This window comes from Streptomyces sp. NPDC045470 (assembly GCF_040646595.1).
Lineage (GTDB): Bacteria > Actinomycetota > Actinomycetes > Streptomycetales > Streptomycetaceae > Streptomyces.
Map to the genome: position 1 here is coordinate 236,096 of NZ_JBEZAN010000007.1, position 23,671 is coordinate 259,766.

A 23,671-nucleotide genomic window follows, 5' to 3' on the forward strand; every position below is an offset into this window, starting at 1 on the left:
CCGTGAGCAAGCCCGGACTGGCCGACATATGGCCGCTCGCGCCGATGCAGAAGGGCATGTTGTTCCACGCCCTGTACGACGCCGAGGCCACGGACATCTACCGGGGCCAGGTGGTCCTGGACCTGGACGGCCCTCTCGACACGGACGCCCTCAGGTCGGCGGGACACGCGCTGTTACGCCGGCACCCGACCCTCAGGGCCGGGTTCCGCACCCTGAAGTCCGGCGACACGGTGCAGATCGTCCCGCAGCGCGCGGACCTCCCGTGGCGGGAACTGGACCTGCGCCCCGTCCCGGCCGGGCGGCGTGCGGACGCCCTGGACGAGGCGGTACGCGCGGAGTGGACCCGGCGCTTCGACCTCGCGGCACCGCCCCTGCTGCGCCTGACCGCCATCCGTGTCGGCGACACCCGCACCCGCGTCGTGCTGACCGTCCACCACATCCTCTGCGACGGCTGGTCGACGTCGATCATCGCGAACGAACTGGTCGAGCTGTACCGCAACGGCGGTGACGAACACGCCCTCCCGCCGGTCACCCCGTACCGCAGCTACCTCGCCTGGCTGGCCCGCCGCGACGGCGCGGCCGCCGCCGCGGCATGGCGGCAGGAGCTGCACGGGGCGCGGCCCACCCTCGTCGCACCGGAGACGGGCCACCGCGCGCCGGTCGACCCCGACGAGGTACGGGTCGAACTGCCCGCCCCGCTGGTGACGGACCTCGCGGCGCTGGCCCGCCGCAACGGGGTGACCCCGAGCACCGTGATGCGCGGCGCGTGGGCCGTGCTGCTCGGCACGCTGACCGGACGCGACGACGTGGTCTTCGGCGGGACCACGGCCGGGCGCCCGCCGGAGATCCCGGGCATCGACACCACCGTCGGCCTGTTCATCAACACCCTGCCGGTACGGGCCCGCTGGTCGGCCACCGACACCGTCGCCCAGCTCCTCACCCGCCTCCAGGAGGCACAGGCGGCGCTGCTGCCGCACGAACACCTGAGCCTGGCCGAGGTGCAGAGCATCGCCGGGACCCGGACCCTGTTCGACACCCTGACCGTCTTCCAGAACTACCCCGTCGACCTCCTCGACCTGACCGGGACCACCGCACGCTCGGTGTCCGGTGACCTCGACCTGGCGAGCGTCGGCGGCCGGGACGCCGCGCACTATCCGCTGACGTTCACCGCGATGTCCGAACGTTTCCGGCTGACCTACCGCCCCGACCTCTTCACCCGCGCCGACGCACAGCTCCTCGCCGACCGCCTCGTGCGCGTCCTCGGGCAGCTCGCCGCCGGCCCGGCCACCCGGATCGGCGACCTCGACGTCCTCGTCGGCGGCGAACGGGACCGGCTGCTGCACGGCGTGAACACCGGCGCCCCGGGGCCCGCGCCGACGACCGTCCCCGCCCTCTTCGAGCGGACCGCGCGGCGGCGCGCGCGGGAAGCGGCGGTGGTGTCCGCGGCGGAGACCCTGACCTACGAGGAGCTGGACGCCCGGGCGAATCGATTCGCCTGGTACCTGCGTGCCAAGGGGGTGGCTCCTGGTGACCGGGTGGGTGTGGTGCTTTCGCGGTCGGTGGAGCTGGTTGTGGTGTTGCTGGGTGTGGCGAAGGCGGGGGCGGTGTTCGTGCCGGTGGATCTGTCGTATCCGGTGGAGCGGGTGCGGTGGTTGCTGGCGGATGCGGCTCCGGTGCTGGTGGTGGGGGAGTCGGAGGTGTGCGAGGCGGCGCTCGGGTCCTTCTCGGCCGATCCGCTGCCGGTGGGGGTGTCGCCGGAGTCGGCGCTGTATGTGATGTACACGTCCGGGTCGACAGGTGTGCCCAAGGGCGTGGTCGTTACGCACGGGGGTGTGGCGGGGCTGGCGCTGGACTCCTGCTGGGGTGACATCGGCTCGGGCCGCGTCCTGTTCCATGCGCCGCATGCCTTTGACGCTTCGACGTTCGAGCTGTGGGTGCCGTTGCTGAACGGCGGGTGTGTGGTGGTGGCGCCGGAGACGGTGGACCTGGCAGGCGGCACGCTGTCCAGGCTGGTCGAGGAGTATGCGCTGACGGCCGTCCATGTGACGGCCGGCCTCTTCCGGGTGCTGGCGCAGGAGACCCCCGAGTGCTTCGCCGGTCTGCGGCATGTCCTGACCGGCGGCGACGTGGTGCCCGCCGAAACCGTGGCGAGCGTCCTGGACGCCTGCCCCGGAGTGACGGTACGTCACCTCTACGGCCCCACGGAGACCACCCTCTGCGCGACCACCCTCGCCGTCGAACCCGCCGCGAAGGTGCCCTCCGCCCTCCCCGTCGGAAGACCGCGGGACGGCGTACGGGTGTTCGTCCTGGACAGTTTCCTGCGGCCGGTTCCGGTGGGTGTCGCCGGGGAGTTGTACGTGGCCGGGCGGGGCGTTGCGCGGGGGTACCTGGGGCGTGCGGGGCTGACCGCGGAGCGGTTCGTGGCGTGCCCGTACGGCGGTGGGCGGATGTACCGGACGGGCGACCTGGTGCGCTGGGACCAGGACGGCCATCTCCTCTTCCTGGGCCGGGCCGACGACCAGGTGAAGATCCGCGGCTTCCGCATCGAACCGGCCGAGGTCGAGACCGTCCTCGGGCAGTGCCCCGGGGTGGCGCAGGTCGCGGTGCTGGCGCGGGAGGACCAGCCCGGCGACAAGCGCCTGGTCGCGTACGTCGTCGGCGAGGCCACCCGCATACGGGAGTTCGCGGCCGAGCGGCTGCCGGACCACATGGTGTCGTCGGCGACGGTCGTCCTGGACGTGCTGCCGCTCACCGTCAACGGCAAGATCGACCGGGCCGCCCTCCCCGCCCCCGACTGCACGGCGGCGGCAGACGCATCGGCTCGCGCGCCCCGCACGCCGCAGGAACAGATCCTGTGCCGGTTGTTCGCCGAGGTGCTGGGGCTGGAGGTGGCCCGGGTCGGCATCGACGACGGCTTCTTCGATCTCGGTGGGGACTCGTTGTCGGCGACGCGGCTGGCCAGCCGGGTCAAGGGGGCGCTCGGTGCGGAGATTTCCGTGCGGGCGCTGTTCGAGGCGCCGACGGTCGCCGGGCTGGCCGGGCGGCTGGACGAGTTCGAGGCCGTACGGCCGGCGCTGGTCCGGGCCGACCGGCCCGATCCGCTGCCGCTGTCGTTCGGGCAGCAGCGGATGTGGTTCCTGCACAGCCTCGAAGGGCCGAGCGCCACCAACAACATTCCCCTCGCCGTCCGGCTGAACGGAGAGCTGGACGGCACAGCGCTGGAGGCGGCCTGGGCCGACGTCGTGGCCCGGCACGAGACGCTGCGCACCCGCTACCCCGAGCACGGCGGCAGCGCCCGCCAGGAAGTCCTGGCAGCCGTACCGGCACGGATACCCGTGACCGCCGTCGCCGCGGAGACGGTGGACGCGGCGCTGGCCGCCGAGGCCGCCCACGGGTTCCGGCTCGACACGGACCTGCCGTGGCGGGTCACGCTGTTCGAGGTGGCGCCCGCCGAGCACGTCCTACTGGTCGTGGTGCACCACATCGCCGCCGACGGCTGGTCCATGGGCGTCCTGATGCGGGACCTGTCGGCGGCGTACGCGGCACGGTCCGAGGGCCGCGCGCCCGGCTGGGCGCCGCTGCCCGTCCAGTACGCCGACTTCACCCTGTGGCAGCGCGAACTGCTCGACCGGGGCACCGAGGACGGCCTGTTCGGCAAGCAGCTCGACTTCTGGACCCGCACCCTCGCCGACCTCCCCGAACAGCTGGCGCTGCCCTTCGACCGGCCCCGCCCCGCCACGGCCAGCCATCGGGGCGCGATGCTCCCGTTCACCGTGGACGCCGCCGTGCACCGGCGGTTCATGGAGATCGCCCGGCAGTGCGACGCGACGCTGTTCATGGTCGCGCAGGCCGCCGTCGCCGTGCTGCTGTCCCGGCTCGGCGGCGCCGAGGACGTGCCGCTCGGCACGCCCGTCGCCGGACGTACCGACGAATCCCTCGACGGCCTCGTGGGCAACTTCCTCAACACGCTGGTGCTGCGGACGGACGTCGGCGGCAACCCCTCCTTCACCGAGCTGATCGGCCGCGTACGGGAGACCGACCTCGCGGCCTACGCCCACCAGGACCTGCCCTTCGAGCACCTGGTGGACGTCCTGAACCCGGTCCGCTCGCTGGCCAGGCACCCGCTCTTCCAGGTCGCCTTCGCCCTTCAGAGCGCCCCGGACACGGAGTTCGCGGCACCCGGGCTCGACGCCGAGCCCGTCCCGGTCGGGCTGGCCTCCTCGAAGTTCGACCTGTCGGTGGTGCTGCGCGAGCGCCCCGACGGCGGCGGCCTCGACGGCTTGCTGGAGTACGCCACCGACCTCTTCGACCCCGCCACCGCACAGGCCCTGGCCACCCGGCTGGTGGAGGTGTTCGGCCGGCTCGCCGGCGACGCCCGGGTCCGGGTGGGTGATCTGGACATCCTGCTGGCCGGGGAGCGGGAGCGCCTCGTCTCGGGGGCGAACATCGGGCGGCCGGGCACCGGCGCCGCGGACCGCACGGTTCCCACCGTGTTCGAGGAGGTCGCGGCCCGCCGTCCGGACGCGCCGGCCGTCGTGTCCGGCGCGCTGACCCTGACCTACCGGGAATTGGACGCGCGCGCCAACCGGTACGCGCACCACCTGCACGCGCAGGGCGTCGGCCCGGGGGACCGGGTCGCGGTGCTGCTGCCGCGCACCGCCGAGCTGGCGACCGTCCTCCTCGGCATCGCCAAGGCGGGAGCGGTGTCCGTCCCCGTCGACACCAGCTATCCGGCCGAGCGGGTGCGCCACCTGCTGGAGGACTCCGCTCCCGCGCTCGTGGTGACCGAGGCCGGGACGCGGGAAGCGCTCGACGGCTTCCCCGCGTCCCCGGCTCCCGCGCGCGTGGCACCGGAGTCCGGCCTGTACGTGATGTACACCTCCGGCTCGACCGGGACGCCCAAGGGCGTGCTGGTCACCCACGGCGGTGCGGCGGCCCTCGCGCGCGACACCTGCTGGGGCGGCATCGGCACGGGCCGGGTGCTGTTCCACGCGCCGCACGCCTTCGACGCGTCCGTCTTCGAGTTGTGGGTGCCGCTGCTGAACGGGGGCTGTGTCGTGGTCGCGCCCGCCGTGGACATGGACGGCGGGACGCTCGCCGGGCTCGTCGCGGAGCACGCGGTGACGGCGGTGCACGTGACGGCCGGCCTCTTCCGGGCGCTGGCGCAGGAGACCCCCGAGTGTTTCGCGGGGCTGCGGCACGTGCTGACCGGCGGCGACGTGGTGCCCGCCGAAGCGGTCGCCCGGGTGGCCGACGCCTGCCCGCAGGCCGAGGTGCACCACCTGTACGGGCCCACGGAGACCACCCTGTGCGCCACCACCCACACCGTCGCACCCGGCACACAGGTCCCGTCCGTCCTGCCGATCGGCCGGCCGCGTGACGGCTTCGCGGTCTTCGCCCTGGACCGGTTCCTGCGGCCCGTCCCGGTGGGCGTGCCGGGTGAGCTGTACATCGCGGGGGAGGGCGTCGCGCGGGGGTACCTCGGCCGTGCGGCGCTGACGGCGGAGCGGTTCGTGGCGTGCCCGTACGGGGGCGGGCGGATGTACCGGACCGGCGACCTGGTGCGCTGGGACCGGGACGGGGACCTGGTCTTCCTCGGGCGGGCCGACGATCAGGTGAAGGTGCGGGGTTTCCGTATCGAGTTGGCGGAGGTCGAAGCGGTGCTCGGGCAGTGCCCGGGGGTGGAGCAGGCCGCCGTCGTCGTACGTGAGGACCGGCCCGGGGACAAGCGGCTGGTCGTGTACGTCGTCGGGGACGCCTCCGGGACGCGGGAGTTCGTGGCCGAGCGGCTGCCGGACTACATGGTGCCGTCGGCGACTGTCGTCCTGGACGCGCTGCCGCTGTCCGTCAACGGCAAGGTCGACCGGGCCGCCCTCCCCGCCCCCGACTACGCGGCGGCGGCAGCCGCATCGGCCCGCGCGCCCCGCACCCCGCTCGAAACGCTCTTCTGCCGCCTCTTCGCGGAACTCCTGGGCCTCGGAACGCCGGAAGGGGAAGCGGCAACCGGTACGGACGAGGAGCTGGACCAGCCGGAGGGGCAGGTCCAGCCGGCCCTCCCGGTCGCCGCGGACGCGAGCTTCTTCGCACTCGGCGGGGACAGCATCGTCTCCCTGCTGCTCGTCGCCCGCGCCGCCAAGGCCGGATACCGCATCAGCGCCTCGGACGTCTTCCAGCAGAAGACCCCCGAAGCCCTCGCCCTGGTCGCCGAGCCCGTCACCGAGGACGAGCTCCGGCACGAGGACGGCCACGGAACCGTCCCCCTCACCCCGGTCATGCGCGAGCTGACCGCACGCGGCGGACCGGCCACGCTGGCCGCCAGGTTCGCGCAGTGGACCGTCGTACGCGTCCCCGCCGACGCCGGGCAGGACCGGCTGACGCAGGCCGTCGAGAAGGTGGTGGCCCACCACGCGATGCTCCGGGCCCGCCTGGTCGTCCCGGACGACGCCGAACCGTACCTGGAAGTCGGCGACGCGGCACCCGTACCGGACCGGGTCCGGCGGGTGGACGCCGAGGGGCTGACGGAGCAGGCACTGGAGGAGCTGATCGACACCGAGGCGCGGGCGGCGTCCGGCCGCCTCGACCCGCGGACCGGCACCACCCTGCGGGCCGTCTGGTGCGACCGGGGGAGCGGACGGCCGGGACGGCTCGCGGTCGTCGTCCACCACCTGGTCTTCGACGCGGTGTCCTGGCGCATCCTGCTGCCGGACCTCGCCGCGGCCTGGACGGACCCCGACGGGAGCCTGGCACCGGTCGCCGCCTCGTTCCGCACCCACGCCCGGCAGGTGGCGGCGGCCGGCCCGCCGCGGGCCGCCGGTCCGGCGCAGGGCACCGAAGGACAGCTACGGCAGCGGACGTTCACCGTGCCCGCGCGCACGGCGTCCGCGGTGCTGACCACCGTCCCCGCGGCCTTCCACGCCACGACGGGCGACGTCCTGCTCGCCGCGCTCGTAGCGGCCCTCACCGAGGAACGGCCGGGCCCGGTCGACCTCGACATCGAGGGGCACGGCCGCGACGGCGACCTGGACCTGTCGCGCACGGTGGGCTGGTTCACCACCCTGCGCCCGGTCCGGCTGGACGCGGGCAGCACCGACTTCGACGAGGTGCGCGCGGGAGGCCCGGCCGCCGACAGGCTGCTCAAGCGGGTCAAGGAACAGGCCGCCCAGCCGTACGGGGGCGGGCTGCCCGCGCCCACGGCCGGGTTCAACTACCTGGGCCGGTTCTCCGTCGCGGGCCCGGAGGCGGGCGACTGGCAGCCGGCCGGACCCCGCTCCATGGGCGCCGACGCGGACCCGGAACTGCCCGCCCTGCACGCGCTGGAGTTCGGCGGCCTGGTCCGCGACGGCGACGCCGGCCCGGAACTGGTGCTGCTGGTGTCCTGGCTGGCGGGCGCCCTCACCGAAGACGCCGCGGTCCGGCTGGCCGACCGCTGGACCGGCCTGCTGGCCGGCCTGGCCGCACTCTCCGAAGCACCGGACGCGGGCGGCCTGGTCCCCTCCGACCTGCCGCTGGTCGACCTGACGCTGGGGCAACTGGAGGCGCTGGAGGACGACTTCAACGAAGAACCCGGTGGAGGAGGTATGCCGTGGACCGCCGCATAGAAGACGTGTGGCCGCTGACACCGCTGCAGGAGGGGCTGCTGTTCCACTCCCTGTACGACGGGCAGGCCGAGGACACCTACGTCGTCCAGGACGTCCTGGACATCGAAGGCGACCTCGACACGGCAGCGCTGCGGGCGTCCTGGCAGGCCCTGGTGGCCCGGCACGCCACCTTGCGCGCCTGCTTCCGCCAGCCACCGGGCCTCGAACACCCCGTCCAGGTCATCCCGGCCCGCGCAAAACTGCCCTGGCGGAACGTCGACCTGACCGGCAGGCCGCCCCAGGACGCCCTCGCCGAGGCGGAACGCCTCGCGGACGAGGAACGCGCCCGGCGCTTCGACCTGGCCGTACCGCCGCTGCTCCGGCTCGTCCTGCTCCGGCTCGGACCGGCCCGGCACCGCCTCGTCCTCACCAACCACCACATCCTGATGGACGGCTGGTCGCTGCCGACCCTCCAGCACGAGCTGTGGACCCTCTACGAGGCGGGCGGCGACCCCTCCGGCCTGCCGCCCGTGACGCCCTACCGCGACTACCTCGGCTGGCTGAACGCCCAGGACAAGGAGTCGGCCCGCGCCGCCTGGCGGGCCGACCTCGCCGGGCTCCGCGAGCCGACACTGCTGGCACCGACGGCCGGCCGGCCGCCGTCCGCCGGGCACGGCCAGGTGCACACGAAACTGGACCGGCAGACCACCACGGCGCTCACCGAACGCGCCCGCCGCCACGGTCTGACCCCCAACACCTTCGTCCAGGGAGCCTGGGCGCTGCTCCTCGGCCGCCTGCTGGGCCGGGACGACGTGGTGTTCGGCGCGACCGTGGCAGCCCGGCCCACCGAGCTGCGCGGCGTCGAGTCCATGCTCGGGCTCTTCATCAACACCGTTCCGGTACGGGTCCCGCTGACGGCCTCCCGGCCGGTGTCCGCACTGCTCGCCGAGGTGCAGACCCGGCAGGGCGCGCTGATGTCCCACCAGTACCTGGGGCTCAGCGAGATCCAGAAGGTCGGCGGCCCCGGAGCCGGGTTCGACAGCCTGCTGGTCTACGAGAGCTTCCCGCGCGGCGCGCCCGCGAAGGAGAACGGGCCGCCGCTGAAGCTCACCCCCGTACGCGGGCACAACGTCAGCCACTACCCGGTCAGCCTGGCCGCCTTCCCGGGCCCCGAGCTGCTGTTCCTCCTGACCCACCGCCCGGAGCTGATCAGCGCCCGGAGCGCACGGCTCCTCGCCGCACGGTTCACCCGCATCCTGCACCAGGTGGTCGCCGACCCGGACGTCCGCGCCGGCGACCTCGACATCCTCGTCGACGGCGAACAGGAGCGGCTGCTGCACGGCGTGCACACCGGCCCCCCGGGGCCCCCGCCGACGACCGTCACCGGCCTCTTCGCACGGACCGTACGGCAGCACCGGCACGACATCGCCGTGGTGGCCGGAGAGACGACCCTGACGTACGGCGACCTCGACGCCCGCGCCAACCAGGTCGCCCGGCATCTGCACGCGTCGGGCGCCCGGCCTGGGGACCGGGTGGTCGTCACGCTCGCCCGCTCACCCGAACTGGTCGTGGCCCTGCTGGGCATCGCCAAGGCGGGTGCGGTGGCCGTGCCGGTGGACACCGCACAGCCGGCCAGGCGGGTACGCACGCTGTTCGAGAACGCCGCGTCCGCCGTCGTCCTGACGGAGACCGACGTCGAGGACGCGCTGCGCCACCACTCCGGCGCTCCGCTCACGGCCCCGGTGGCACCGGACTGCGGCCTGTACGTGATGTACACCTCCGGATCCACCGGGACACCCAAGGGCGTCGTCACCACCCACGGCAACGTCGCCGCCCTCGCCCAGGACACCTGCTGGGACGGCATCGCCGTCGGCCGCGTCCTCTTCCACGCCCCGCACACCTTCGACGCCTCCACCCTCGAACTGTGGGTGCCGCTCCTCAACGGCGGCCGGGTGGTGATCGCGCCACCGGCCGACCTCACCGCGAAGACACTGGCCCGCCTGGTCACCGACCACGGACTGACGGCCGTGCACCTCACGGCCGGGCTGTTCCGCGTCCTCGCGCAGGAGGCCCCCGAGTGCTTCGCCGGTCTCCGGCACGTCCTGACGGGCGGCGACGCGGTACCGGCCGAGGCCGTCGCCGGTGTCCGGGGCGCCTGCCCCGACGTCACCGTCAGTCATCTGTACGGGCCGACCGAGACCACCCTGTGCGCCACGGTCTTCGTCGTCGGGCCCGGCGCGCCCGCCCCGGCCGTCCTGCCGATCGGCGGGCCGCGCACCGCGGTACGGGTGTACGTGCTGGACGCGGCGCTGCGGCCGGTGCCGCCCGAGGTCACCGGGGAGCTGTACATCGCCGGGGAGGGCGTCGCGCAGGGATACCTCGGCCGTGCGGCGCCGACCGCCGAACGGTTCGTGGCGTGCCCGTACGGCGGGGGACGGATGTACCGGACCGGCGACCTGGTGCGTTGGGACCACGACGAGAACCTGGTCTTCCTCGGGCGGGCCGACGATCAGGTGAAGGTGCGGGGTTTCCGGATCGAGTTGGCCGAGGTCGAAGCGGTGCTCGGGCAGTGCCCGGGGGTACGGCAGGCGGCGGTGATCGTGCGCGAGGACCGGCCCGGGGACAAGCGGCTGGTCGTGTACGTCGTCGGGGACGCCTCCGGGACGCGGGAGTTCGTCGCCGAGCGGCTGCCGGACTACATGGTGCCGTCGGCGACGGTCGTCCTGGACGCGCTGCCGCTGACCGTCAACGGCAAGGTCGACCGGGCCGCCCTGCCCGCCCCCGACCACCCGTCCGGCTACGGCGGACGCGGCCCCGGCTCGCCCGCCGAAGAAATCCTCTGCGCCCTGTTCGCCGAAGTCCTGGGCGTGCCACGGGTCGGCGCCGAGGACGGGTTCTTCGACCTCGGCGGCGACTCGCTGCTGGCGACCCGCCTGGCCGGGCGCGTCCAGGCCGTCCTGGGCAAGGACCTCGAAGTGCGGGTGCTCTTCGAGGCGCCGTCCCCGGCCGCCCTGGCCGCCCGGCTGGCCGGCACCGGCGACCGGCACGGACCGGCCGCGGGGCCGCGCCCCGACGTCATACCGCTGACCCCCGGCCAGCGGTCCATGCTCTCCGGCGAGAGCCGGTACAACATCCCGCTGACGGTCCGCCTCGGCGGCCCGCTGCGCACGGACGCACTCGAAGCGGCCTGGCACGACGTGCTGACCCGGCACGAAGCCCTGCGCACCCGCTACCCGGAGACCGGCGGGCAGCAGGTCACCGACCCCGGCCGGACACCGCTGACCGCCGTCCCCGTCACCGAGGACGAACTGCCCGGGGCGCTGGACACGGCCCGCGACCGGCCCTTCGACCTGGCCGCCGGGCCACCGAGCAGGGCGGCCCTCTTCGCCCTCGCACCCGACGACCACGTGCTCCAGATCGTGGTGCACCACATCGCCGCGGACGGCTGGTCGACCGGGCTGATCGCCCGCGACCTGTCCACCGCGTACACCGCGCGGGCGTCCGGCGGCGCGCCCCGGTGGGCGCCGCTGCCCGTCCAGTACGCCGACTTCGCCGTACGCCTCGACGAGCAGACGGCACGCGTGGACGAGCCGGACAGCCCGTTCGGACAGCGCCTCGCGTACTGGACCGGCGTACTCGCCGACCTGCCGGAAGCGCCCCTGCTCCGCCGGGACCGGACACCGCCGGCCGAACCCACCGGCCTGGGCGGCAGCGTCCCCTTCGCGATCGACGAGGCCGCGCACCGGGCACTGCTGGAGACCGCCCGGCGCGAACGGGCGACCCTGTTCATGGTGCTGCGGGCGGCCATCGCCGCCCTGTGGGCGCGGCGGGGCGCGGTGAACGTACCGATGGGCACGGTCTCCGCGGGCCGGGCCGACCACGCGACGAGCGACGTGGTGGGCCTGTTCGCCGACCACCTGGTGCTGCGCGCGGACGCGGACGGCGACCCGACGTTCGCCGAACTCGTCCGGCGGGTCCGCGCGGCCGACCTCGCCGCCTACGCCCACCAGGACCTGCCGTCCCAGCTCGTCGAGGAACGCCTGGGCCGGCGCCCGTTCCAGATGATCACCGGCATGGAGAACCTGCCCGAACCGCCCTGGGCCCTGCCGGGGCTGACGGCACAGCCCCTGCACCCCGCGCACCGCAACCGGGGCGCGGCCCGCAGCGAACTGGCCGTCACCCTGCGCGAGCTGCGGGTTCCCGGGAGCGGCCCGGCCGGTGTCGAAGGCGTCGTCTGGTACAGCACCGACGCGTACGAGCGACCGACTGCCGAGGTGTTCGCGGCCGAGCTGACCGGCGTCCTGCGGCAGGTCGCGGCGGAGCCCGCGGCCAGGATCGGCCAGCTCCGGACGGATCTGACCGACCTGCCGGACCTGCCGGCCTTTCCTGGCACCGCACCCACCGCACCGGCGGACGGTGCCCTCCGCCAGAAGGCGAGCGACCGCACATGACCGGACACCCCGCGACAACGGCCCCGGTGACGGGGCGACAACAGGAAGGTGCCCCGATGACCGGCAATCCGGCGATCCACGCCGACGGTCTGCGCAAGAGCTACCCAGGACCGGGCGGCGGCGAGACGGAGGCCGTCCGCGGTCTCGGGCTGAGCGTGGCGGAGGGGGAGTTCTTCGGACTGCTCGGACCCAACGGCGCCGGCAAGTCCACCACCATCGGCATGCTGACGACCATGGTCCGGCCCACGGCGGGCCGCGCGGAGGTCTGCGGCCTGGACGTGGCCGCCGACGCGGTGGCGGTCAAGCGGCGCATCGGCGTGGTGGCGCAGGACAACACGCTCGACATGGAACTGACCGTGGCCGAGAACCTGGAGTTCCGCGGCCGGTACTTCGGCCTCGGCCGCCGGGACGCCCGGGCCAGGGCGCGGGCCCTGCTCGACCTCTTCGGGCTGACCGACCGCGCCCGGGCCCGGGTCTTCGAACTCTCCGGCGGCCAGCTCAAACGCGTCATGATCGCGCGGGCCCTCGTGCACCGTCCGGACGTGCTCTTCCTCGACGAACCGACGGCCGGCCTCGACCCGCAGTCCCGCCTCCACCTCTGGGACGTCCTGCGCGGACTGCAGGCCGAAGGGCAGACGATCCTGCTCACCACGCACCACATGGAGGAAGCCGAGACGCTGTGCGACCGGCTCGCCGTGATCGACCACGGCCGGGTCCTGGCCTGCGACAGCGTCCAGGCCCTGCGCGCGTCGGTCGGTGCGGAGACCGTGGTCACCGTCGTCCACGAGGGCGGCGACTTCGACCTCGCCGCGGTGCGCGCGCTGGCGCGGGCCGACCGGGTGGAGGCCACGGAGGGACAGGTACGGGTCTTCGCCGAAGACCCCGACGGGGTGCTCAGTGACCTGGTGGCGCTGGCCGCCAAGGCCGGACTCACCGTCGTCGACGCGTCCCAGACCGCCCCCAGCCTGGAAACCGTGTTCTTGACCCTCACCGGACGGGAGTTCCGCGAATGACCACCACCGTGCCCACCCGGGCACCGGCCGCCGGCAGCCGCGCACTGCACACCTTCGCGGCCATGATGGCGCGCGACGCCAGAGTGCTGCGGCGCACCTTCGTGATGAGCGCCGTCCGTATCGTCATCCAGCCGCTGCTGTTCGTCTTCGTCTTCGCGTACGTGCTGCCGAAGGTCGGGGGCGGCGGTGCCGGGCCCGGGGGAGAGGCGTTCTCGACGGTCATGGTGCCGGGGCTGGTGGGCTCCTCCATGGTCCTCCAGGCGATGGCGGCCGTGACGTTCCCGCTGGTCATGGAGTTGTCCGGGCCCGGCGCCATCGAGGACCGGGCGCTCGCCCCGGTGTCCGTCCGGGTGCTCGGCCTGCAGAAGATCCTCTCCGCCGTGGTCGAGGGACTCGTCGCCGGCCTGCTGGTCTTCCCCGTCGTCCTGCTGGTGCACGCCCAGGGCCACGGACCCGCCGTGGCGGTCGCCGACTGGCCGATGCTGGTCCTCGTCCTGCTGGCGGGCGCGGTGCTGGCCGCGTCGATCGGCATGTACCTGGCCACTCGCATCGATCCGCGCCAGATCCAGGTCCTGTTCACCCTGGTGATGTTCCCCGCGATGATGCTCGGCTGCGTGTACTTCCCCTGGACGGCGTTGGAGAGCACGCCCTGGCTGCAGTACGCCGTACTCCTGAACCCGATGGTCTACATGAACGAGGGCCTGCGCGCCGTCCTCACGCCGCAGATCGACTCCATGCCCGCCTGGGCCTTCCTGACGGCCCTCCTGGTGGGCGCGGTGGGGTTCGGGTGGCTCGCCATGCGCTCGTTCGCCCGCCGTGTCCTGCGATGACCTGCCGTCTTCTGCCGTTCCCGGCCCAGCCGAACTCCCAGAAGGGAAGCACCATGTCCACCTCGTCCGAGAACGCGGAACCCGGGGCCCGGATTCCGGCTCCGCCCCGCCCGCCCGTACCCGAGCCCGTCGCGCCCGCTCCGCCCCCGGCTCCGGCCGTACCACGGCCGGCCCGCCCGCAGTCGGCGGCGGAGGAACCCCCGCCGTTCGACGCCCCGGCGGCTCCCACCGCTCCCGCGCCGCCGGTCCCGCCGGAGATCCGGCACCCGTAACCGGTACCGGAGACACAACCCCCGTAACCGATAAGGAGAACGCACCCCCGGCGCGCCGTCGCCGTCCGCGACCCCGCCGCTCCGCCGCCGATGCCCGCCGCGCCGCATGGGACATCGCGAACCGGGCACCCGGCGGGGCATGGGAATGCTCACGCGCATGGAGAAGACGGTGGAGCACTGGGAGAGCGCGCTGGTCGACAAGGTGCTCGGCAACGATCCGGTCGAGCTCTGCGACGACCTGCGGCGCGAATGCGACCGCCACGCCGTGGTGTGCGGCAGGCGCCGCGTCCTCGTCCCCAACGCCTACAAGGTGGAACTGACCCCCGCCGTCCACGAGCAGCTCGGCGAGCGTGACGGGCAGATCGGCCAGGAACTGACCGATGTCCTGGCCCGGCACGCCGCCGAGCACGACTACGAGTGGGCCGGTCCGCTCACCGTCCACGTGACCGGCGCCGAGGAACCCCTCGACGGGCGCTACCGCATCACCAGTCAGGCCATGTCCAACATACCGGCGGACGCGTTCAGCGAAACGCCCCCGGAGGCGCCCCGCACGACAGCGCCCTCGTGAGACGCACCCCACGGGGCATGCTGCCTGAGGCACGCCCCCCTGAGAGCCACCGCACGGCCCTCTTGCCCGAGTTGCGCCATTCACGTCCAATGTACCTTTTCGTCACCTCTGTTGGTCTGTATTGCGCCACTGATGGCCCGACCTGCGCCGACTGTTTTTGATCTGTGAGGAATGAGTGGTGTGGATCTGGGAACCCGCTCCCTCACATCGTCGTCGACGCAGGAAAGGGCGAGTCATGACAACGGCAGCAGTGCAGACTGTGGAACTCGGAAAGACGGCCGGTACGGACCAGCCGGCGAGCGAGTCACGGGGCGTTGCCGAGGGACTGCCGTGGGTCGAGGACGCGGGGAAGGTCGCTCCCAAGGATGCGCGTGAGCTCTCCAAGCTGTTCTTCGAGCAGCTCTGCCACCTTGAAGAGGGCACACACGAGTACCAGTACGCGCGCAACACGCTCATCGAGATGAACCTGTCCCTGGTGCGGTTCGCCGCCAGCAGGTTCCGCAACCGCGGCAGCGGTGAGATGGAAGACATCATCCAGGTCGGCACGATCGGCCTGATCAAGGCGATCGACCGGTTCGACCTGTCGCGCGAGGTGGAGTTCACCTCCTTCGCGGTGCCGTACATCGTCGGCGAGATCAAGCGCTTCTTCCGCGACACCAGCTGGGCGGTGCACGTCCCGCGCCGGCTCCAGGAGCTGCGGGTGGAGATAGCCAAGGCCAAGGAGCAGCTGGCCGGAGCCCTCGACCGCGACCCCACGGTCAAGGACCTGGCCACCCATCTGAAGATCACCGAGGAAGAGGTCCTGGACGGCCTCGTCGCCGCCAACGGCTACGCCGCCGGCTCCCTGGACTCGCCCAACGAGCAGTCCGACGACGGCCCGGCGAGCGGCAAGGCCCGTACGGTGGCCGACACCATGGGCGAGACCGACCCCGCCATCGAGACCGTCGAGAACCTGCACGCCCTCGCCCCGCTGATCCAGGAACTGGACGACCGGGAACGCCAGATCATCGAGATGCGGTTCGGCCAGGAGATGACGCAGTCCAAGATAGGCGAGGCGCTCGGCATCTCCCAGATGCATGTGTCCCGGCTCCTGGCCCGCACCCTCGGCAAGCTCCGCACGGGCTTGTGCGTCGAAGCCTGACGCGTCCGCCCGGCACCTCGATGTGAAACTCCGTGAAAAACCCTACGGCCATGGAGGGAAAGACCGTGTTGACGGCCCACCCCGCGATTCTGCGGGATCTTGTCGAGCAGTACGAGACGCTGCGGATTCTCCACGCGGAGCAGGGCACGCCCGCGTCGCGACAGCGGCTGGAGGACGTCTCGTACACCCTGTGCGTCTCGACGGGAACCCGGAGCACCGAGGACGCCCTCGCCGTCGCACACCGGCAGCTCGCTGCCGCGCCCCGCGTGACGGACGCCTCGCACCGGATCGAGGACACGGCCCCGGCAGCACCCGGTCCCGACGTGCAGCTCACCGCTTGAGTGCGGCGGCGTGAGCGCCCCGGCCCCCTTCCTGCCGTACGCGGGGAGGGGGCTCGTGCATGGCGCGCGGGTCCTGCTCGGAGCCGGACCGCCGTTCTGCCGGTGGCGTTCTCAGAGCCGTACCAGCATCTTCCCGACGTTACGGCCGTCCATCATCCCGAGGAAGGCGTCCACCGCCCGGTCGATCCCGTCCTCGACCGTCTCCCGGAAGAGGAGCTGCCCGTCGGCCAGCCACCGTGCCGCCTCGCGTTCGAACCGCGGGCGCAGGGCGGAGTGGTCGCCGACCTCGAAGCCGCGCAGGGTGAGGCGCTTCTTGACCAGTTCGGTCATGTTGCGGGGGCCCGGTGGCGCCGTGGTGCCGTTGTACTCGGATATGGCTCCGCACAGCGCTGCCCGGCCGTCGCGCTTGAGCAGGTCGATGGCGGCCTCCAAATGCTCGCCCCCGACGTTGTCGAAGCAGACGTCGATGCCGTGCGGCGCGATCCGTGCGAGCTGGCCGCGTACATCGCCGTCCTTGTAGTCGAAGGCGGCGGTGAAGCCGAGGGTGTCCGTCAGGTAGGTCACCTTCTCCGGTGATCCGGCGCTGCCGTACACCGCCGCGGCGCCGCGCAGCCGGGCGATCTGGCCGGCCAGGCTGCCGACCGCGCCGGCCGCGCCGGAGACGAACACGGTGTCGCCCGCCCGCAGACCGGCGATCTCGGTGAGGCCGACGTACGCGCTGAGCCCCGGCATCCCGAGCACCCCGAGATACGCGGAGTCCGGTACGTCCGCGATCCGCTCCCGTTTCGTGAAACGCGCGGCCGGCGCGACGGCCGCCGTGCGCCACCCGAGATCGCTGAGGACCAGGTCCCCCGGGGCGAGGCGGGCCGACCGTGACTCCACCACCTCGCCGACGGCGCCGCCGCTCATCGGCCGGCCCGGCCGGTAGGCCAGGGAACCGGAGTGTTCGGTGCCCATCAGGGCCCGCATGTACGGGTCCACCGAGAGGAACCGGTTGCGCACCAGGACCTCCCCCTCGGCGAGCGGTGGCAACTCTCGCTCCACCAGCCTGAAGTCGCCGGGCACGGGGCGTCCCACGGGCCGTGCGGCCAGCTGCCATTCCTGCGCCGTGGTCGGCATGTGCCGTTCCCCTCGTGAGCCGTGCGCGTGGCGGATGTCTGTCTCAGCCGGCCGCCGGCTGCGGCGCGCCCCGCTCGGCGCCTTCCTTCAGTACGAGAGTGAGCAGGCCCGGGAAGCGGCGGTCCAGTTCCTGCGCGCGCAACGAGTTGACCCGGCGGGTGCCTTCGTCCCGCTGGCTGATGACGCCCGCCTCGCGCAGCACCCGCAGGTGCCGGCTGAGCGCGGACTTGGCGATGGGCAGGTCGAAGGTGCCGCAGGGCACCGCCGACTCGGTGGCGAGCCGCAGGACGATGCTCAGCCGGACCGGGTCGGTGAGCGCGCTCATGACGGCGAACAGGTCGAAGTCCTGCTCGTCGGGGTGGAGCAGGGGGGAGGACGTACGGCTGGCCATGGCCTCAGTATCCCCCACCGGTCCCGTCCGTGACCGCCCCGGGATGCATGTTCACTTAAGCGTGAACATGGGTTACGGTCGTGAGTGTCGCTCGGTACCGAGCACCCCACCGCGTGACCGGTGAAAGGAAACCGCCATGCCCGCGCACCCTCCCTCCGCCGCCCCGATCGGCGTCGGCGTCATCGGCCTCAGCGCCTCCGGCGGCTGGGCCGCCCGCGCCCACCTGCCCGCACTCGCCGCCGTACCGGGATTCGAGCTGCGCGCCCTCTCCGCGACCACCCCGGAGTCCGCTCGCGCGGCGGGGGAGAAGTACGGCGTTCCGCTCGCCTTCGGCAGCGCCCGGGAACTCGTGCGGCGCGACGAGGTCGGCCTCGTGGTCGTCGCCGTGAAGATCCCGCACCACCGCGAACTGGTACGGGCCGCCCTCGAAGCCGGTAAAGCGGTGCTCAGCGAGTGGCCGCTCGGCAACGGCCTCGCGGAGACCGAGGAACTGGCCGCCGTCGCCGAGGCCCGGGGCGTCCGCACCTTCGTCGGACTCCAGGCCCGCTCCGCGCCGCCCGTCCGGTACGTACGGGATCTGATCGCCGACGGATACGTGGGGGAAGTGCTCTCCACCAGTGTCATCGCCTCGGGCCGCCGCTGGGGGCCGCGGTTCGAACCGGACGGCGCCTACCTCCTCGACCGCCGCAACGGCGGCTCCCTGCTCACCATCCCCTTCGGGCACACCGTCGACGCCGTGACCATGGCACTCGGCGAGTTCACCGACCTCGGCGCCGCCATGGCGACCCGCCGCCCGAAGGTGCACGACGAGGTGACCGGCGAACCGGCGCGGATGGACGTGCCGGACCAGATCGCCGTCAGCGGCGTGCTCGAAGGCGGCGCGGTGGCCTCGCTCCACTTCCGCGGCGGCCTGTCCCGCGCCACCAACTTCCACTGGGAGATCAACGGGACCGCCGGCGACCTGCTGGTCACCGGGGACTCGGGGCATCTGCAGTTCGGCCAGGTCACCGTGTACGGCGCGCGGGGAGAGGGGGCGCAGCCGGCGGAACTGCCGGTCCCCGGCTCGTACGGCGCGGCGCTCCCCGCGCTCGCCGGCCGCACCACGGAAGTCGCGTACACCGTGGCCCACGCCTACGAGCAGATCCACCGCGACCTCACGGACGGCACCCACCACGCCCCGGACTTCGCCCACGCCGTACGCCGCCACCGCCTGCTCGACCGCATCGAGCGCGCCGCCGGATTCTGACGGCGCGGCAGACCCGCCGGAGGTCCGGCGCCCGGGCGGTGGCGGCAGATCCGGACTCCGGGCGTCCGGGCCGCGGGCCGCTGTGTGTCAGCGGCTCTCCAGCTTCCACCACTGGCCCGGGCGGTCCCGGTCCTCCCACTGCTGGACGTTGGCCCCCGGCTCCGTGCTGTCGTCGGCGACCTCCAGCAGCAGCCCGCTGGCGTAGTTGGTCAGCGTGAACGTGCCGGGCACGGCCACGTCCTGCTCCAGCAGCCACTCCTGCGCGCCGTAGTTGTTGGCCTTCCACTGCTGGACGTTGGCGCCGTTCTCGGTGGAGGCACCGGTGACGTCCAGGCGCTTGCCGCTGCCCACGTTGGTCAGATGGCGCAGTCCGCTGCCGGGGTGGACCTCGGTGACCCGCCAGAGCTGGGCCGGTGAACCGTCCTCCGTGCCCTGTCGCACGTTCGCCCCGCTGCCCTTGCGGCCGTCCTCGACCTCCAGCAGCAGGCCGCTGCCCACATTGCGGAGCGCATACGCCCCCTCGCCGACCGCCGCAAGACCCTCGGCACCACTCACGTCCGCCCCTTTTTCCGCTGTCGCGGCCCGGTCGCCGCCATGTCGCTCAAGTGTACGAATACGGGTGGGGTGGACGGGGTTCCCGCGCCGGAAGGCCGTACGGGAGACGGCCGAACCATGATCATCGGGGGTGCCGGGAGGGCCGCTCGAAAATGGTCATGGTGCAGCCGCTGCGTTGACTGGCTCCGAGCCAATATACTCGGCATGGCTTCGGAGGCCCGTTCCCGTCGTGGGCGGGCTCCGGCCGAGGCTGCCTGGGTCGGGTGGTGCGGGGGATCGTCCGACTCGGGTCCAGCCGCTGCCCGGCCGCTCCTCCCGGCCCGCGATGAGCGGGTGGTGGGGGGAAGGGAGGAGCGGCGGGTGGAACGGCGCCGGGACAGGGGACTTGGCGCCGTTCCCCATGCCCGCGCGGGTGCGGAGCCGGTCAGGCCGGGAGGGCGCCCGGCACGCACGCCGCGCCTTCGAGGCGCAGCAGTTGTTCCTTGCGGCGCAGGCCGCCCGCGTAACCGGTGAGTGTGCCGTCGGCGCCGATGACCCGGTGGCAGGGGCGGACGATCAGCAGCGGGTTCCGGCCGATGGCGGTACCGACCGCGCGTACCGCCGCGCGCGGGGCGCCGATGCGGGCGGCGATGTCGCCGTAGGTGCACGTCTCGCCGTACGGAATGTCCTCCAGCGCCTGCCAGACGCGCTGCTGGAAGGGGGTGCCGCCGGACACGTACGCGATGCCGAAGCGGGTACGGGCCCCTTCGAAGTACGCGGTGAGCTGCGCGGCGATCTCGGTGAAGGCCGCGGGGTCGTGGGTCCACGCCCCGTCGACCGTGGCGCCGCCCTTCTGGTCCGGTACGGACAGCGAGGCCAGCGCGGTGCCGCCCGGCGCGGTGGCGGACGGCTCACCCACCAGCAGCAGGTCGCCCAGCGGGCTGCCGAGTGTCGTGTGGACCGTCGTGGCCGTCATCGTCCGGCCCCTTTCTCTGTTCTCCGTGCTCTTGAGCCGTTCACCGGCTCGTCCGTCACACCCACTGTGCCGCCGCGGTCACATGACGGCTGGCGGTATCCGGACGTCGCGTTCCCGCCGGTGGGGCGGGGGCGGAGGCTGTCGGCGTACCGCCTGTGGACGGCGCGTCCGGTCCACGGCGGCCGCGCGGGCGCTGCCGGAACCGGCCACCCGCCGGGCGGCCCCGCAGCGTATCGCGCCCTGGGCGGTGGCCGCCCGCGCCCGCGGCCCGCGGTCACCTGTCCGTCCCCGCGGCTCGGGTGGCGCCTGCCCGGGTCCCCGGCCCGGCCTCCGTTTCCGCTGCTCGCGGGCGCCATGACCGGCCCGCTTCCTGGGCATGATGACCATGCAGGACCCCGGCGGGCCGTGCGGCGGTGAGGCGGGGGAGCCGGGGCGCGGCCGGGCCGGGGACCGGTCGAGGGGCTCCGGCCCACCCGTTACGATCGGCGGCATCGTGGCCGTCGCCGGGAGGAAGAGATGGGCTTGTTCCGCCGTGGACCGAAGCGGGACCCGCGCGAAGCCCCGCGCGACGGGGAGTTCGCGTTCTTCTCGGAGCGGGAGGGCGGCGTCTTCCGCTCGCAGGTCCGGCAGGCGTTCGCCGAGCGCGGCCTGGAGGTCACGGTGTACGCGGGGGTCGTCGCCGACTCCGGCGGGCGGCAGTTCGGCCTGGGCAACCTCGCCGCGGTGTGCCACCGCGACCGGCGCGGCGAACGGGTGTGGCCCGCGATGATTCGCGACCACGTGGGCAAGGTGCTGCGCACCATGGACGGCCCGCAGCCGATGGAGACCCTGCCGGAGGACGAGATCCGGGCCCGGCTGTTCCCGCGGGTCGTCGCCGAGGAGACACTGCCGCCCGCCGAGTCCTTCCGGTACGGGCGGGCGCCGGCCCCCGGGCTGCGCGAGGTGCTCGCCCTGGACCTGCCCGAGGCGGTGCAGATGCTCGGCGAGGACTCCCTGGCCGACCTCGGTGAGGTGGCCGAGCTGCGCATCCGGGCGCTGAACAATCTGCGGGCGCTGCCGGTGGAAGGGCACGAGACGGTACGGCGCGGGGACGGCTCGTCCTTCGAAGTGGTGCTGGGCGACTCGTTCTTCACCGCCAGCCGGGTGCTGGTCCTGGACGACCTGGTCGAGCGGATCATGGGGACGCCGCTGACGGGGGACGGCGCGCTGGTCGCGATGCCGTTCCGCCACCAACTGGCCTTCCACCCCATCCACGACGCGCAGGTCGTCCCGGCGCTCCAGGCCATGGCGCAGTTCGCCGCGGCGGGCCACGAGGACGCGGCCGGGGCGATCAGCCCCCATGTGTTCTGGTGGCGGCACGGTGCGATGACGCGGCTGAGCGAGTCGGACGGGGACGGGCTGCGGGTGGTCGTGGACCTCGAATTCCAGGACATGCTGGAGCGGCTGGTGCAGGACGAGGCGTGAGCGCGGCGGACGGGCGGCTGTGCCGGGAGACGAAAACTTTTCGTAAAGTCCGCCTCGACGGGGAACCCCCTCCCCGGTCCGGTCGTTCAACGGGATGAGGCCCCGCGTCATCCCCCGTGCGCGGGGCCTCACCAGTTCCGTGGCCGGGGCCCGGCCGGTGCTCAGTCGCCGAGCCGCGCCCGCTCCTCCTCGCTGAACAGCCGCGAGCGGATCAGGAAGCGCACCCCTTCGGGAGCTTCGAGCGAGAAGCCCCCGCCGCGTCCCGGTACGACGTCCACCGTCAGATGGGTGTGCCGCCAGCGGGCGAACTGGTCCGCCGCCATCCAGAAGTCCACGGTCTCGGCGACGCCGGGCACGGGCAGCCGCCCCAGCAGCACGTCCGCCGCGCCGGTACGGAATTCGCCCGCCGGGTAACACATCGGGGAGCTGCCGTCGCAGCACCCGCCGGACTGGTGGAACATCAGCGGCCCGTGCGCCTCCCGGAGCCGCCGGAGCAGTTCTCCGGCCGCCGGGGTCAGGGCGATGCGCTCGGTACGGTGTCCGGTACCGTGCTCGGCCCCGGCGCTCATGGCGTCCTCCGGGACGGCCCCGGCCTCTCGGGCCCGTAGCGGTTCATGTGCCCCTCCTTCGCCGTTCGTCCGGACCAGGTGCGGTGCAACTCCGGGTGGATGCCGCGGAGACGGCCGGCCGGTGCTGCCGGGCCGGCGCTGCGAGCAGTGTAGTCAGGGGGTGGCCGGCCGCCCGGCAGGAGCGGCAAGCGACGGAGCACCGCTGCCGGGCCGCCCGTACCGCGCCTGTTCAGTGGACCGACAGGCCGCCGTCCACGAAGAGCGACTGCCCGGTGACGTACGCCGAGGCGCGGCTCGCCAGGAAGACCGCGGCGCCCGCGAAGTCCTCGGCGAGGCCGTTGCGTCCGGTCATGGTGCGGGCGGCCAACGCCGCCACCGTCTCCGGGTCGGACGACAGCCGGGCGTTGAGCGGCGTCATGACGAAGCCCGGCACGAGCGTGTTGCACGTGACGCCGTACGGTGACCATGCCTCGGCCTGGGAGCGGGCCAGCGACTCCAGCGCCCCCTTGGACACGCCGTACGCGCCGCTCTGGACGAACGCCCGGTGCGCCTGCTGGGACGTGATGTGGATGATCCTGCCGAAGCCCCGCTCGGCCATGCCGGGGCCGAAGCGCTGCCCCAGGAGGTAGGGCGCCTCCAGGTTCACCGCCATCGTGGTGTCCCACACCTCGTCGTCCAGTTCGCCCATCGGCGGCCGCAGGTTGACCCCGGCGCAGTTGACGAGGATGTCCGGTTCGCCGAACACGCCGGCCGCCCGGTCGGCGGCTTCGCGCACGCCCGCTCGCGTACCGAGGTCGGCGCTCACCCACGCCGCCCGGCAGCCGTCGGCCGTCAGCTCGTCGACCGTGGCCCGGAGTTCCGCCTCCTTGCGCGCCACGGCCACGACGCTCGCGCCGGAGCGGGCGAGCGCCCCACTGATGGAACGCCCGATCCCGGAACTGCCGCCGGTCACCACGGCGACCGTCCCGTCCAGCGAGAACAGTTCGGCGAGATAGGTGTGCGAAGTCATTGCCGCACCTTAGACGGGGACCGGGCGCCGGGGGCCGCCGGGGCGGCGGTACGGACCCGCCTCGGGCACGGCGGGACGGCGACGGCCCGGACACGCCCGGGAGCCGGGGCCGGACCGGCGGTCCGACGTCGTGGAACCGCGCCCTCGGCAGTGCGGAATCGGCCGCCGGG

15 protein-coding genes are annotated in these 23,671 nt (G+C 73.5%); 9 read left to right on the forward strand and 6 right to left on the reverse strand.

All coding sequences use genetic code 11. From position 1 onward, the window contains the following. The first annotated feature begins 2 nt into the window (after positions 1–2). The 7 genes from AB0A97_RS22005 (at position 3) to AB0A97_RS22035 (ending at position 16,193) form a co-directional block, all read left to right on the forward strand. Positions 3–7,598, forward strand: a complete 7,596-nt coding sequence (locus AB0A97_RS22005) for an amino acid adenylation domain-containing protein (protein WP_361152497.1) — start codon at positions 3–5, stop codon at positions 7,596–7,598. Continuing rightward, entirely contained in the window at positions 7,583–12,028 is a 4,446-nt protein-coding gene (locus AB0A97_RS22010; RefSeq protein WP_361152499.1) for an amino acid adenylation domain-containing protein, read from the forward strand. The genes AB0A97_RS22005 and AB0A97_RS22010 overlap by 16 nt, the downstream gene beginning before the upstream one ends. A 56-nt stretch (positions 12,029–12,084) precedes the next feature. Next, entirely contained in the window at positions 12,085–13,041 is a 957-nt protein-coding gene (locus tag AB0A97_RS22015) for an ABC transporter ATP-binding protein (RefSeq protein WP_361152502.1), read from the forward strand. Next, positions 13,038–13,871, forward strand: a complete 834-nt coding sequence (locus AB0A97_RS22020) for an ABC transporter permease (protein ID WP_361152504.1) — start codon at positions 13,038–13,040, stop codon at positions 13,869–13,871. The genes AB0A97_RS22015 and AB0A97_RS22020 overlap by 4 nt, the downstream gene beginning before the upstream one ends. A gap of 429 nt (positions 13,872–14,300) precedes the next feature. Continuing rightward, positions 14,301–14,711 (forward strand): DUF3662 domain-containing protein, encoded by a 411-nt coding sequence (locus AB0A97_RS22025; RefSeq protein WP_361152507.1) that lies wholly within the window; start codon positions 14,301–14,303, stop codon positions 14,709–14,711. Positions 14,712–14,946: 235 nt separating this feature from the next. Next, positions 14,947–15,852, forward strand: a complete 906-nt coding sequence (locus tag AB0A97_RS22030) for an RNA polymerase sigma factor SigF (protein ID WP_361152509.1) — start codon at positions 14,947–14,949, stop codon at positions 15,850–15,852. A 65-nt stretch (positions 15,853–15,917) separates the two neighbouring features. Then, on the forward strand, positions 15,918–16,193 hold the full coding sequence (locus tag AB0A97_RS22035) for a DUF5133 domain-containing protein (RefSeq protein WP_361152719.1): 276 nt from the start codon (positions 15,918–15,920) through the stop codon (positions 16,191–16,193). Positions 16,194–16,304: 111 nt separating this feature from the next. On the opposite strand, the gene AB0A97_RS22040 is transcribed toward AB0A97_RS22035, so the two are convergent. Together AB0A97_RS22040 and AB0A97_RS22045 are read right to left on the reverse strand one after the other, a co-directional pair. Continuing rightward, positions 16,305–17,312, reverse strand: coding sequence for an NADP-dependent oxidoreductase (locus AB0A97_RS22040; RefSeq protein ID WP_361152512.1), 1,008 nt, complete (start codon positions 17,310–17,312; stop codon positions 16,305–16,307). A gap of 43 nt (positions 17,313–17,355) precedes the next feature. Next, the gene (locus AB0A97_RS22045) at positions 17,356–17,703 is read right to left on the reverse strand and encodes a helix-turn-helix domain-containing protein (protein ID WP_361152515.1); all 348 of its coding nucleotides are present in this window, start codon (positions 17,701–17,703) and stop codon (positions 17,356–17,358) included. Positions 17,704–17,839: 136 nt separating this feature from the next. On the opposite strand from AB0A97_RS22045, the gene AB0A97_RS22050 reads away from it, so the two are divergent. Continuing rightward, the gene (locus tag AB0A97_RS22050; protein WP_361152517.1) at positions 17,840–18,949 is read left to right on the forward strand and encodes a Gfo/Idh/MocA family oxidoreductase; all 1,110 of its coding nucleotides are present in this window, start codon (positions 17,840–17,842) and stop codon (positions 18,947–18,949) included. An 87-nt stretch (positions 18,950–19,036) separates the two neighbouring features. On the opposite strand, the gene AB0A97_RS22055 is transcribed toward AB0A97_RS22050, so the two are convergent. Further along, positions 19,037–19,504 carry an RICIN domain-containing protein gene (locus AB0A97_RS22055; protein ID WP_361152520.1) on the reverse strand — a complete coding sequence of 156 codons (468 nt, stop codon included), beginning with the start codon at positions 19,502–19,504 and terminating at the stop codon, positions 19,037–19,039. 424 nt (positions 19,505–19,928) lie between these two features. Further along, the gene (locus tag AB0A97_RS22060; protein ID WP_361152522.1) at positions 19,929–20,459 is read right to left on the reverse strand and encodes a methylated-DNA--[protein]-cysteine S-methyltransferase; all 531 of its coding nucleotides are present in this window, start codon (positions 20,457–20,459) and stop codon (positions 19,929–19,931) included. A 516-nt stretch (positions 20,460–20,975) separates the two neighbouring features. Between AB0A97_RS22060 and AB0A97_RS22065 the strand changes: the two genes are divergently transcribed. Further along, positions 20,976–21,923: a hypothetical protein gene (locus AB0A97_RS22065; RefSeq protein ID WP_361152524.1), complete on the forward strand. Its 948-nt coding sequence runs from the start codon at positions 20,976–20,978 to the stop codon at positions 21,921–21,923. Between the two features lie 161 nt (positions 21,924–22,084). Here AB0A97_RS22065 and AB0A97_RS22070 read toward each other — a convergent pair whose 3' ends face one another. Both AB0A97_RS22070 and AB0A97_RS22075 read right to left on the reverse strand, forming a co-directional pair. After that, entirely contained in the window at positions 22,085–22,492 is a 408-nt protein-coding gene (locus tag AB0A97_RS22070; RefSeq protein ID WP_361152527.1) for a DUF779 domain-containing protein, read from the reverse strand. A 229-nt stretch (positions 22,493–22,721) separates the two neighbouring features. Next, the gene (locus tag AB0A97_RS22075; RefSeq protein WP_361152529.1) at positions 22,722–23,501 is read right to left on the reverse strand and encodes an SDR family oxidoreductase; all 780 of its coding nucleotides are present in this window, start codon (positions 23,499–23,501) and stop codon (positions 22,722–22,724) included. Between the last annotated feature and the right edge of the window lie 170 nt (positions 23,502–23,671).